This window comes from Enterobacter sp. Cy-643 (genome assembly GCF_011752815.1).
Classification (GTDB): Bacteria; Pseudomonadota; Gammaproteobacteria; order Enterobacterales; family Enterobacteriaceae; genus Cedecea.
Map to the genome: position 1 here is coordinate 65,709 of NZ_VWWV01000005.1, position 13,045 is coordinate 78,753.

A 13,045-nucleotide genomic window follows, 5' to 3' on the forward strand; every position below is an offset into this window, starting at 1 on the left:
AGCTTCGAAAAGTTGTTAATGATGAGTAAGTTAGTGAAGACGAGGTTTGTGAATGCCTAAATGCAGCACCTGGTTTACCGCGCTTTTCTTGTTCGTTGCTCTTTGGGCACCCTGCAGTCAGGCAGAGAGCGGATGGCAACCGATTCAGGACACCATCCGTAAAAGTGAAAAAGATCCTCGTCAGTATCAGGCTATTCGTTTAGATAACGGTATGACCGTGCTGCTGGTTTCCGATCCGCAGGCGGTGAAGTCGCTGTCTGCGCTGGTGGTGCCTGTCGGCTCACTGGAAGATCCAGATGCTCACCTCGGGCTTGCTCATTTCCTGGAGCATATGACGCTGATGGGTTCCAAAAAATACCCGGATCCGGATAGCCTGTCTGAATTCCTCAAAAAACATGGCGGTAGCCACAACGCCAGTACCGCCACCTATCGAACCGCATTCTATCTTGAAGTGGAAAACGATGCACTCGACGGCGCCGTAGACCGCCTGGCCGACGCTATTGCTGAACCTAACCTCGCGGCACAATATGCGGAGCGTGAACGTAACGCGGTAAACGCCGAACTGACGATGGCCCGCGCGCGTGACGGGATGCGCATGGCGCAGGTTAGCGCCGAAACGATCAACCCTTTACACCCGGCGGCGCGTTTCTCCGGCGGCAACCTTGAAACCCTGCGCGACAAACCCGGCAGCAAGCTGCTCGATGCGCTGGTGGCGTTCAGAAACAAATACTACTCCGCAAACCTGATGAAAGCGGTTATCTACAGCAACAAGCCTTTGCCTGAACTGGCGAAGATTGCCGCTGAAACATACGGCCGCGTTCCTGACAAAAATATCGAAAAGCCGGTTATCGACGTGCCGGTGGTGACTGACGCGCAAAAAGGTATCTTTATCCACTATGTACCGGTCATGCCGCGTAAGGTGGTTCGCGTTGAGTTCCGCATTGATAACAATAGCGATAAATTCCGCAGCAAAACCGATGAGCTGATTGGTTACCTGATAGGCAACCGCAGCCACGATACGCTGTCGGATTGGCTTCAAAAGCAAGGGCTTGCGGAGAGCGTGCGCGCGGATTCTGACCCGATGGTAGCCGGCAACAGCGGTGTTTTCGCCATCTCCGTCTCGCTGACTGATAAAGGCCTGGCCAACCGTGATCTGGTGGTTGCGGCGATCTTCAGCTATCTCGATCAGTTGCGTGCTAAAGGGATCGATAAACGTTACTTTGACGAGCTTGCGCACGTGCTGGATCTGGACTTCCGTTACCCGTCCATCACCCGTGATATGGACTACATCGAATGGCTGGCGGATACCATGCTGCGCGTCCCGGTCACCCATACGTTGGATTCCGCGAATATCGCTGACCAGTACGATCCTGATGCGATTAAAGCGCGTCTGGATGTGATGACGCCGCAAAATGCCCGCGTGTGGTATATCAGCCCGCAGGAGCCGCACAATAAAACGGCCTATTTCGTTGATGCCCCTTACGAAGTCGACAAAATTCCTGCGCAGACCTTTACCGACTGGCAGCAGAAGGCAGGTACCATCAAGCTTGAGCTGCCTCAGCTGAATCCCTACATTCCCGATGACTTCACGCTTTATAAGCCGCAGAAGCAGTACGATCATCCTGAGCTGCTGATCCACGAGCCGGATCTTCGGGTGGTGTATATGCCGAGCCGCTATTTTGGCAACGAGCCAAAAGCAGACGTGACGCTTGTGCTGCGTAATCCTCAGGTGATGAACAGCGCGAAGAATCAGGTACTGTTTGCCATCAATGATTACCTTGCGGGCGTTGCGCTGGATGAACTCAGCAATCAGGCATCGGTTGGCGGCATCAGTTTCTCATCTAACGCGAATAGCGGGCTGATGATTAACGCCAACGGCTATACGCAGCGTCTGCCGCAACTGTTTGAAGCGCTGCTGAAGGGCTACTTCAGCTATACGCCAACCCAGGAGCAACTGGATCAGGCTAAATCCTGGTATGCGCAGATGATGGATTCTGCAGAAAAAGGCAAAGCTTTTGAGCAGGCGATTGCGCCGGTGCAGATGGTTTCGCAGGTGCCTTATTTTGAGCGTAGTACCCGCCGGGCGCTGCTGCCGGAACTGACGCTTAAGGACGTGCTTGATTATCGTGCGCGGCTGAAAACTAATTCCCGGCCTGAGTTTATGGTCATTGGTAATATGTCTCCGGAGCAGACCAAACAGTTAGCGGAAAACGTCAAAACTCAGTTGGCGCCGAAGGGTAACGAATGGTGCCGCAATGACGATGTGCTGATTAATAAGCAGCATCTGGCTATGTTTGAAAAGGCTGGAAGCAGCACCGACTCAGCGCTGGCTGCGGTATATATACCAAAAGGCTATAGCGAAGCCACCAGCACGGCCTACGGTTCAATGCTGGGGCAAATCATTCAGCCATGGTTCTATAATCAGTTGCGGACACAAGAGCAGCTTGGATATGCGGTGTTTGCTTTCCCTATGTCCATTGGTCGCCAATGGGGCGTGGGGTTCCTGCTTCAGAGCAGCGATAAGCAGCCAGCTTACCTGTATGGGCGGTTTAAAGCGTTTTATCCGGTTATCGAGAAGAAGCTGCGCGGCATGAGCGACGCCGAGTTTGCCCAAATCCAGCAGGGGATGATTGCCCAGATGCAGCAGGCGCCTCAAACGCTTGCCGAAGAAGCGGCGCAGCTTAGCAAAGATTTCGACCGCCGAAACATGGCGTTTGATTCCCGTGATAAAGTGATAGCCGAAATTAAGAAATTAACGCCGCAGAAGCTGGCTGATTTCTTCCATCAGGCGGTGATAGCTCCCCAGGGGATGGCGGTGCTGTCACAGATTTCCGGCAGCCATAACGGCAAAGCAGAGTATGCAGCTCCAAAAGGGTGGAAAACCTGGGAGGGGGCACGCAGTCTGCAGCAGACGTTACCACTAGTAAGCGAGAAATAATGACCGATGTAACCGCGCAGCCCCTTGATCCTTTAAGTTTGCCGTTGTTCGGCGAACGGTTGATAGAAGCTTCCGCGGGGACCGGTAAGACCTTTACCATTGCCGCGCTTTATTTGCGGCTGCTGCTGGGCTTAGGGGGAGAGAATGCTTTCCCCCGTCCGCTGGGGGTTGAAGAACTGCTGGTGGTGACTTTCACCGAAGCGGCCACCGAAGAACTGCGTGGCCGTATTCGGGCGAATATCCACGAATTGCGCATTGCCTGTATTCGTAACCGCACCAAAAATCCACTGATACAAAACTTGCTTGCCCAGATTACCGACAAGCAACTCGCTGCCCGCACCCTGCTGTTAGCCGAACAGCAGATGGATGAGGCCGCTATCTTCACGATCCACGGCTTTTGCCAGCGAATGCTCAGCCTCAACGCTTTTGAGTCCGGAATGCTGTTCGAGCAGCAGCTACTCGAGGATGAATCCTTGCTGCGCCGCCACGCCTGTGCTGATTTCTGGCGTCGCCACTGCTACCCGCTGCCAAAACCCGTCGCGCAGGTGATGAGTGAGGAGTGGTCGGGCCCGGAAGCACTTTTAAGGGATATCAATAGCTGGCTGCAGGGGGAGCAACCCCAGTTGAAACAGCCCCCGGCGGATGACGAAACTCTGCTGGCTCGCCATGAAAAGATTATTTCTGCCATTGATGGGGTAAAAGCCCAATGGCGGGAGGCTGCGGGGGACCTGGCAAGCCTGATCGGGGATTCTGGGGTGGATAAACGCAGCTACAGCAGCAAACATTTGCCGAACTGGCTGGAGATTGTTGGCCAGTGGGCGCAGCTGGAAACCACCAGCTATCAGCTCCCTGAGGCGCTGGCAAAGTTTGCGCAAAGCACGCTTGAAGAGAAAACCAAAAAAGGCGAAGTGCCCCGGCATAGCCTGTTCACCGCCATCGACGCACTGCTTGCAGAGCCGCTAACGCTGCGTGATCTGGTGATTGCCAGAGCGATGGCGGAAATTCGCTATATCGTGCAGCAAGAGAAGCGCCGCCGCGGTGAGCTGGGCTTTGACGATATGCTGAGTCGTCTGGATGAATCTCTGCATCAGCCCGGCGGTGACGCCTTAGCGACGGCTATCCGTGGACGTTTCCCGGTGGCGATGATCGATGAATTCCAGGATACCGACCCGCAGCAGTACCGTATCTTCCGCCGGCTGTATATCAGGCAGCAGGGCACCGCGCTGCTGTTGATTGGTGACCCCAAGCAGGCCATTTACGCTTTCCGCGGCGCCGATATTTTTACCTACATGAAAGCACGTCAGGAAGTTAGCGCCCACTACACGCTGGATACTAACTGGCGCTCGTCTCCCTCAATGATTCACGGCGTAAACACGCTGTTCCAGCAGGTTGATAACCCGTTCTTATTCCGCCAGATCCCGTTCCTGCCGGTTAAATCAGCGTCCCGTAACGGCGGGCTACGGTTTACCGTCCGGGGGGAACGCCAGGCGGCGGTGAAAATGTGGCTTCAGCCAGGGGATGGCGTCGGTGTAAGTGATTACCAACAAGCGATGGCATCGCAGTGTGCCCGGCAAATTCGAGACTGGCTCACAGCCGGGCAGCGAGGGGATGCGCTGCTTTGGCAAGGGGATGACGCCCGTCCGCTCAGGGCATCGGATATGACGATTCTGGTTCGTAGCCGGGGAGAAGCGGCTATTGTGCGCGATGCGCTGGGCGCGCTCAATATTCCATCGGTATACCTCTCTAACCGCGACTCGGTATTCGCTACCGTTGAGGCACGTGAGCTGCTGTGGGTGTTACAGGCCGTTCTAACGCCTGAAATTGAGACCGCCATGCGCAGCGCCATTGCGACAGCCATGTTAGGGCTGGATGCCCAGGACATCGAATCTCTGAATAAAGACGAACTGGCCTGGGATAGCCTGGTTGAAGAATTCTTCGGCTACCGCGAACAGTGGCTTAAGCGGGGCGTGATGCCCATGTTAAGAGCCTTAATCAGCGCGAGAAATATAGCGGAAAACCTGCTGGTTACGCCCGGCGGAGAGCGCAGACTGACGGATATTTTGCACATCAGCGAGCTGTTGCAGGAAGCCTCGGCAGAAATGGAGAGCGAGCATGCGCTGGTGCGTTGGCTGGCGCAGCGCATTGCTGAGCCGGACAGCAACGCTTCCAGTCAGCAGTTGCGCCTCGAAAGCGATAAGCATCTGGTGCAGGTGGTGACCATCCACAAATCCAAAGGGCTGGAGTATCCGCTGGTCTGGTTGCCGTTCGTGGCTAACTATCGCCCGCAGAGCAGCGGCCTGTATCACGACCGGACCACCTTTACCTCGCTTCTGGATTTGAGCAACGACGCGGAAAGTCTGGGACTGGCCGAAGAAGAACGTCTGGCGGAAGACTTGCGTCTGCTCTATGTAGCCTTGACCCGCTCCGTCTGGCACTGCAGCCTGGGCGTGGCGCCGTTGTTCCGCGGTGCGAGGGCAAAAAAAGGCAATAGCGACCTGCACCTTAGTGCCCTGGGCTATTTGCTGCAAAAAGGAGAAGCGCTTGATGCAGAGGGACTGCGCCAGGTGCTTGATGACCTGACAAGCGAAGCCATCGACGTGGAAACACTCTCTTCCGGGGACGATACGCCGTGGCAGCCGCAGCCCGATGTTTTGCCCGAGCTCGCCGCTCGCCAGCTTCAGCGTCGAATCACCGATAACTGGCGCGTAACCAGCTATTCCGGTCTGCAGCAGCATGGCAGCAGTCGGATATTAGATTTAGTTCCGCGGCTGGACGTTGACGCCGTAGGGGAAGCTCCTGAACAAAGTGAGCCATTACTTACGCCGCATACTTTCCCACGCGGGGCTTCACCGGGCACTTTTTTACACAGCCTTTTCGAAGAGGTTGATTTTACACAGCCAGTTCAGCCTGAAGAGACAGAAAAGCACCTGCTTGCCAATGGGTTTAGCGGCGAATGGGGGCCGGTGGTGAGCCGCTGGCTGGAAGAGGTACTTGCCGCGCCGCTCAATGATACCGGCGTTGCCCTGAACCTGCTTTCTGCGAAGGAAAGACAGGTGGAGCTGGAATTTTATTTACCCATCAACAATGCGCTACAGGCACCGGCGTTAGACGCGCTAATCCGCCATTACGACCCGCTGTCTGCTGGCTGCCCGCCTTTGGATTTCCGTCAGGTCAAGGGGATGCTGAAGGGATTTATCGACCTTGTCTTCCGCTGGCAGGGGCGTTACTACCTGCTGGACTATAAATCTAACTGGCTGGGGGAAGACAGCAGCGCCTACACCCAGGAGGCGATGGCGGTGGCGATGCAGTCCCACCGTTACGATTTGCAGTACCAGCTCTACACGCTGGCGCTGCATCGTTACCTGCGCCACCGTATGGCCGGGTATGACTACCAGCAGCACTTCGGCGGGGTTATTTATCTGTTCCTGCGCGGCGTGGAGCAGGGTAAACCCGAGCAGGGTATTTTTTCTACGCGACCGGACGTCAGGCTGGTTGAGGCAATGGATGCGCTGTTCGCCGGGGCAGCAGAGGAGATCCCACTGTGAGTATGTCTGAGCTACTCAACCAGGCTGTGGCGCTGAAAGCCCTCAGACCGCTGGATTCACAGTTTGCCATGATGGTGGCTAACGATAATCAGCCCGCCGTCATGCTGGCCGCAGCGCTGCTGAGTCGTGAATCAGGTGAGGGGCATGTCTGCCTGCCGCTTGAGCGCATCAGGCCTGAATATGCCTTTGCGGGCAAACATCCTGAGCTTGTGGCTCAGCTTTTTGCGGAGGCGGAGCCTGCTTCGGGCTGGCACAGCGCATTGCTGGCTTCCCATTCGGTGAGTTCGGATGATAAACCCACGCCGCTGAAACTCATGGACAACCGCCTTTACCTCAACCGCATGTGGAGTAATGAGCAGCGGGTGGCAGCCTTCTTTGGCGAACATAACCAGCCTGTAGCGGTGGATGAGGCCCGGCTTCGTGAAAGCCTCGACGTACTGTTTGGCAGCAGCGAACAAACGGACTGGCAGAAAGTGGCGGCTGCGGTGGCGCTGACGCGCCGCATCTCGGTTATTTCCGGCGGGCCGGGGACAGGTAAAACCACAACGGTGGCAAAACTGTTGGGCGCGCTGGTTCAGCTTTCCGATGGCCAGCCCGTGCGCATTCAGCTTGCGGCGCCTACGGGCAAGGCGGCGGCACGCTTAACGGAATCGTTGGGGAGTGCGCTGCGCCAGCTGCCGCTCAGCGATGAGCAGAAAAAGCGCCTGCCTGAAGAGGCTTCGACGCTGCACCGGCTTTTAGGCGCGCAGCCGCACAGCCAGCGCTTGCGTCACCATGCCGGTAATCCTCTGCACCTTGATGTGCTGGTGGTGGATGAGGCGTCGATGGTGGATTTGCCGATGATGTCCCGGCTGATTGATGCTTTACCGGAGCAGGCACGGGTCATCTTCCTCGGAGACAGAGATCAACTGGCTTCCGTAGAGGCGGGGGCGGTGCTGGGCGACATCTGCCATTACGTGAACGACGGATACTCAGCGGAGCGTGCGGAACAGTTAAAGCGGCTTACCGGCTGTGACGTGCCCGTTGGAGAGCGTGCCCGGGCAAGTGCGCTGCGTGACGGGCTTTGCCTGCTGCGTAAGAGCTACCGGTTCGACAGTCAGTCCGGCATCGGTCAACTGGCATTTGCGGTTAATGCCAGCGATAGCAGGCAGGTGAAAGCCGCATTTGGACAAGGATTGACGGACATCTCGCTGCAGCCGTTACTGGAGCCTGAAGATTACACGGCGATGATTGCTGACGTGGTCAGCGGCTACGGTGAGTATTTGCAGCTGGTGCGCCAGAAAGCCGGGCCTGCAGAGATAATTAATGCTTTTGGCCGTTATCAGTTGCTGTGCGCCTTACGTGAAGGCCCCTTCGGCGTGAGCGGCCTGAATGAGCGTATTGAGCAGGCGCTTGTACAGGCACGTTTGATTCAGCGGCCTTCACAGGCGCTGTCGCGCTGGTACGACGGGCGTCCGGTGATGATTGCCCGCAATGACAGCTCGCTTGGCTTGTTTAACGGCGATATCGGTATTGCTTTGCTGCGTGAGGAAGGGCTTCGCGTCTGGTTTTCGATGCCCGATGGCTCGGTAAAATCCGTTCAGCCAAGCCGCCTGCCCGCACACGATACGGCCTTCGCCATGACCGTGCATAAATCTCAGGGGTCTGAGTTTGACCATGCCGCGCTGGTATTGCCGAATCAGTTTGTGCCGGTGGTGACGCGTGAGCTGGTGTACACCGCGATCACCCGCGCCCGTAAGCAACTGTCGCTTTATGCCGATGAGCGCGTTTTGAATAAAGCGATAGTCACGCGAACGGAGCGCCGCAGCGGGCTTATGGCTATTTTCTCTGGAGAATAAAAGACAAGGGAAGGCACAATTTATGCCTTCCCTTTTTTCAGGTCAGGTCAGCCATCAGCACTTTTGATTTACGCTGATAGTTGTACATCTCTTTTTTGCTCGCCGGCAGTAGCTCAACGTCCACCGGCAGGAAGCCCCGCTCCTGGAACCAGTGAATGCTTCGGGTGGTCAGGACGAACAGTTTGCTCAGCCCCATTTGCCGCGCCTGGCTGGCGATGCGGTTCAACAACTCTTCGCCCCGGGACGAACTGCGGTAGTCCGGGTGCACCGCAACGCAGGCCATTTCGCCGATGCTTTCTTCCGGGAAAGGATAGAGCGCGGCGCAGGCGATGGTCAGATTGTCCCGCTGAATAATGGTGAATTTGTCGATCTCCATTTCGAGCTGTTCGCGGGAGCGGCGAACCAGGATCCCTTGTTGTTCCAGCGGGCGGATTAGCTCAAGAATACCGCCGATGTCGTTGATGGTGGCGCGGCGGATCTGCTCGGCGCTCTCCATCACAATTTGCGTGCCGATGCCGTCGCGTGAGAACAGCTCCTGCAGCAGGGCTCCATCTTCCTGATAGCTGAGCAGGTGGCTGCGGCGCACGCCGCTGCGGCAGGCCTTCACCGCCCCGCGCAGGAAGCGTACTGTGCCGGAATGATAGTCACCGGCGCTTTCCAGGGCCTCAATACGCTGCTGGGCCTCGTTCGGGAAGAGTTCGGAAATCACATTCCCCAGGTCGTCGGTCACGCCCTGAGCGGAGCAGAACCCAATCATTTTCTCTGCCTTCAGCTTAACCGCAAGCTGGGTGGCGACTTCTTCGGAGGTGAGGTTAAAGCTTTCCCCCGTGACGGAGACCGCAACCGGCCCCATCAACACAATCGCGCCGCTGTCTAGCTGGCGGTGAATGGCTTCTTCATCAATACGGCGAACGCGCCCGCTGTGGCAGTAGTCCACGCCGTCATCCACTCCCAAAGGCTGGGCGATGATAAAGTTGCCGCTGACCACGTTGATATGGGCGCCCTGAAGCGGCGTATTGCCCAGACTCATGGATAGCCGCGCGGTGATGTCGAGCTGAAGCAGCCCTGCTGCCTGTTTCACCAGTTCGAGGGTTTTTGCGTCGGTGACTCGGGTATGCTTATGGTAAACCGGCTCGTGATGGTGTTCGGCCAGGTTTTCGTCAATCTGCGGGCGGGCGCCGTACACCACGACCAGACGGATGCCCAGACTGTGAAGCAGGCCAATATCGTTGACGATGCTGGAAAAGTTTTCATGTTCAATGGCTTCGCCGCCGAGCATGATGACAAACGTTTTTCCCCGGTGGGCATTAATATAGGGAACAGAATGGCGAAATCCCTGGACCAGTTCAGTTCTGCGTTCCTTTACCACGGCACACCCTCATTGCATGATTATTCGTAATTTGTGTATTTTTATTCTTTTATGGCGTTTGGTGCAAGCGTCAATTTTCATCCAGGATAAAATTCCTTCCCCCCGACTTTTTATGACCTTTTCCGAACGTTTACCCTTTTATAGATGACAGTAACCGCGTGTTTCGCTAAAGTTTTTGGCTCAAAAAATAAATTTGTCTATTTAGTGATTATCGCTCAGGGGAGCCATGCCAGATTCCAGTTCGTTAATGAGTCGCCGCCGTCTACTTCAGGGTGCCGGAGCCATGTGGTTGTTGAGCGTCAGCAAGGTCGGTTTTGCTGCCTCAAGCCAGGTGATCGCCGTGCGCGTCTGGCCGGCCTCGTCTTATACCCGCGTGACGCTGGAATCTAACCATCAGCTGAAATATCGCCAGTTTGCGCTCAGCAACCCTGAGCGCGTTGTTGTGGATATCGAAGGGGCGCATTTAAATTCAGTTTTAAAAGGCATTGGCAGCCAGGTTCGCGGGGACGATCCCTTTATTAAATCCGCCCGCGTGGGGCAGTTCGATCCCAAAACCGTGCGCATGGTTTTTGAATTGAAGCAAAACGTGACCCCACACCTGTTCGGACTGGCCCCGGTCGCCGAATTTAAAGAGCGTCTGGTGATGGATCTGTATCCCGCCAATATGAATAGCGAACAAGATCCGCTGCTGGCATTACTGGAAGATTACAACACCGGCCAGTTAGACAAGAAAATGCCGGCGGAAAAAGGGCCACAGCCGGGTAAAGCCGGGCGGGATCGGCCGATTGTCATCATGCTTGATCCGGGACACGGCGGCGAAGATCCCGGCGCGATTGGCCCGAATAAAACCCGAGAAAAAGATATCGTGCTCAGCATCGCGCGCAGGCTTAAGGCCTTGCTCGACAAAGAGGGCAATATGAAGGCGTACATGACGCGTAATGAAGATGTGTTCATCCCGCTGAAAGTGCGCGTTGCTAAGGCGCAAAAGCAGCGAGCCGATCTGTTTGTTTCTATTCATGCAGATGCGTTTACTACCGCCGCTGCCCGCGGATCGTCGGTCTTTGCGTTATCCACTAAAGGGGCCACGAGTACGGCGGCAAAATACCTGGCGCAAACGCAGAACGCCTCGGATTTAATTGGCGGCGTGGGCAAAAGCGGGGATCGCTATCTCGACCATACAATGTTCGACATGGTTCAGTCGCTGACCATCAACGATAGCCTGAAGTTCGGGAAAGAAGTGCTTCATCGGCTGGGGAAAGTGAACAAACTGCATAAAAACAGCGTCGATCAAGCCGGATTTGCGGTGCTAAAAGCCCCGGATATTCCCTCTATTCTGGTGGAAACCGCGTTCCTGAGTAACCCTGAGGAAGAGCGCAAACTGCGCACGGCGAAGTTCCAGCAGGAAGTCGCGGAGTCAATTCTGGCGGGGATCAAGGCTTATTTCTCGGACAGCTCAAGGCTGGCACGACGGGGATAAAACAGGTGGTCAAGGCGGGCGATAAACCTGCCTTTTTTATAAAAGGCAGAAACAAAAAAACACCCGTAAGGGTGTTCTCAATGTTGGTTGCGGGGGCCGGATTTGAACCGACGACCTTCGGGTTATGAGCCCGACGAGCTACCAGGCTGCTCCACCCCGCGTCCGTCATACTGCTTTTTTAATGATTATTCATCATTGCGCCGTTGAATCAGCGACTTTTAATTGGTTGCGGGGGCCGGATTTGAACCGACGACCTTCGGGTTATGAGCCCGACGAGCTACCAGGCTGCTCCACCCCGCGTCCGTCATACTTCTTAATGATTATTCATCATTGCGCCGTTGAATTAGCGACTTTTTAATTGGTTGCGGGGGCCGGATTTGAACCGACGACCTTCGGGTTATGAGCCCGACGAGCTACCAGGCTGCTCCACCCCGCGTCCGTGGATGCGCACTATACTCTGCTCGCTTTTTGTTGCAACCCTTTTTTGGCAGAAATACCTGAATTTCCCACTGGTTGTTGAATTTACCCGCATAATGGCTCTAAACAGACGTTTTTGCTGCGCAGGCCGTTCAACTCGTTTAATTCTGGCGGCGCGTTTGCTATCTTCGGCGAGGCATACAGAGGCAACCAGCAGGGCGAAAGGTAAATGAAAGGACGTTGGATTAAGTACATAGCGGCGGGGGCCATAGTAGCAATGCTGGCCGCCTGTTCATCAAAACCGACCGATCGGGGTCAGCAATATAAAGACGGGAAGTTCTCCCAGCCTTTCTCACTGGTGAACCAGCCTGATGCGGTTGGCGCGCCCATCAATGGCGGCGACTATGCCGAGCAGGTTAACCAGATTCGTTCTGCTTCTCCTCGCCTCTACAATAATGGCAGCGATATTTATAATGCCGTGCAGCAGTGGCTGCGCGCGGGCGGTGATACCCGCCAGCTGAAGCAGTTCGGCCTTGATGCCTGGCAAATGGAAGGGGCTGACAACTACGGTAACGTACAGTTTACCGGCTACTACACCCCGGTGATTCAGGCTCGTCATACCCGTCAGGGCGAATTTCAGTACCCTATTTACCGTATGCCGCCAAAACGTGGACGTTTACCGTCCCGCGCGGAAATCTACAGCGGCGGGCTGAGCGACAGCTACGTGCTGGCCTACAGCAACTCTCTGATGGATAACTTCATCATGGATGTGCAGGGCAGCGGCTACATTGATTTTGGCGATGGCCAGCCTTTGACCTTCTTCGGCTATGCCGGTAAAAACGGCCACGCTTACCGCAGTATCGGCAAAGTATTGATCGACCGCGGCGAAGTGAAGAAAGAAGACATGTCGATGCAGGCGATTCGCCACTGGGGTGAAACCCACAGTGAAGCGGCAGTTCGGGAGCTGCTTGAGCAGAATCCTTCTTTTGTCTTCTTTAAGCCCGCAAGCTATGCGCCGGTGAAAGGCGCGAGCGCCGTACCTTTGATTGGACGAGCCTCCGTGGCGTCTGACCGCTCCATCATTCCTGCAGGTACCACGCTGCTGACCGAAGTCCCGCTGCTGGACAACAACGGGAAATTCACCGGCCAGTACGAGCTGCGCGTGATGGTGGCCCTGGACGTTGGGGGCGCGATTAAAGGCCAGCACTTCGACATCTATCAGGGCATTGGCCCGGATGCCGGGCACCGCGCGGGTTGGTACAACCATTACGGGCGCGTCTGGGTGCTTAAAGCGGCTCCTGGCACGGGCAGCGTTTTTAACGGTTAATGCTGCAACGTTTCCACCCTGAACAACGGGCTGTATAATCAGCCCGTTGAGGTTGCTGACAAAGAGAGAAAAAGCGTGGTTTTTCTCTCTTTGTGGTTAGCAGCCGAAAATCAATGAATTGATTTTCCTGTTTT

The 13,045-nt window shown here is 55.7% G+C and carries 6 protein-coding genes and 3 tRNA genes; 5 read left to right on the forward strand and 4 right to left on the reverse strand.

Annotated features, from left to right (window positions below):
- Positions 1-52: 52 nt before the first annotated feature.
- From ptrA to recD, 3 genes are read left to right on the forward strand one after another with little or no spacing between them, the layout of a single operon-like run.
- Positions 53-2,938, forward strand: a complete 2,886-nt coding sequence (gene ptrA / locus F3J29_RS18230) for a pitrilysin (RefSeq protein ID WP_166868213.1) — start codon at positions 53-55, stop codon at positions 2,936-2,938.
- Complete coding sequence (gene recB / locus F3J29_RS18235) at positions 2,938-6,483, forward strand: exodeoxyribonuclease V subunit beta (RefSeq protein ID WP_166868215.1); 3,546 nt, start codon at positions 2,938-2,940, stop codon at positions 6,481-6,483. The genes ptrA and recB overlap by 1 nt, the downstream gene beginning before the upstream one ends.
- Positions 6,480-8,321: an exodeoxyribonuclease V subunit alpha gene (recD, locus tag F3J29_RS18240; protein ID WP_166868217.1), complete on the forward strand. Its 1,842-nt coding sequence runs from the start codon at positions 6,480-6,482 to the stop codon at positions 8,319-8,321. The genes recB and recD overlap by 4 nt, the downstream gene beginning before the upstream one ends.
- 37 nt (positions 8,322-8,358) lie before the next feature.
- On the opposite strand, the gene argA is transcribed toward recD, so the two are convergent.
- Entirely contained in the window at positions 8,359-9,690 is a 1,332-nt protein-coding gene (gene argA, locus F3J29_RS18245; RefSeq protein WP_166868218.1) for an amino-acid N-acetyltransferase, read from the reverse strand.
- A 226-nt stretch (positions 9,691-9,916) separates the two neighbouring features.
- Between argA and amiC the strand changes: the two genes are divergently transcribed.
- The gene (amiC, locus tag F3J29_RS18250; RefSeq protein WP_166868220.1) at positions 9,917-11,167 is read left to right on the forward strand and encodes an N-acetylmuramoyl-L-alanine amidase AmiC; all 1,251 of its coding nucleotides are present in this window, start codon (positions 9,917-9,919) and stop codon (positions 11,165-11,167) included.
- A gap of 84 nt (positions 11,168-11,251) precedes the next feature.
- Here the strand turns inward: amiC and F3J29_RS18255 are convergent.
- From F3J29_RS18255 to F3J29_RS18265, 3 genes are all read right to left on the reverse strand, one after another.
- Positions 11,252-11,328: transfer RNA gene (locus F3J29_RS18255), tRNA-Met, on the reverse strand.
- A 62-nt stretch (positions 11,329-11,390) separates the two neighbouring features.
- Positions 11,391-11,467 (reverse strand) — tRNA-Met (locus tag F3J29_RS18260).
- 59 nt (positions 11,468-11,526) lie between these two features.
- A tRNA-Met gene (locus F3J29_RS18265) sits at positions 11,527-11,603 on the reverse strand.
- A gap of 210 nt (positions 11,604-11,813) precedes the next feature.
- Here F3J29_RS18265 and mltA point away from each other — a divergent pair.
- A complete protein-coding gene (mltA, locus tag F3J29_RS18270) occupies positions 11,814-12,911 on the forward strand; it encodes a murein transglycosylase A (RefSeq protein ID WP_166868222.1) in 1,098 nt (365 codons plus the stop codon).
- Positions 12,912-13,045 lie beyond the last annotated feature (134 nt).

Bases quoted from the DNA above. Each gene is read 5' to 3' on its own strand.
- recB (WP_166868215.1), top strand. From the start codon at position 2,938: ATGACCGATGTAACCGCGCAGCCCCTTGATCCTTTAAGTTTGCCGTTG.
- ptrA (WP_166868213.1), top strand. From the start codon at position 53: ATGCCTAAATGCAGCACCTGGTTTACCGCGCTTTTCTTGTTCGTTGCT.
- mltA (WP_166868222.1), top strand. From the start codon at position 11,814: ATGAAAGGACGTTGGATTAAGTACATAGCGGCGGGGGCCATAGTAGCA.
- amiC (WP_166868220.1), top strand. From the start codon at position 9,917: ATGCCAGATTCCAGTTCGTTAATGAGTCGCCGCCGTCTACTTCAGGGT.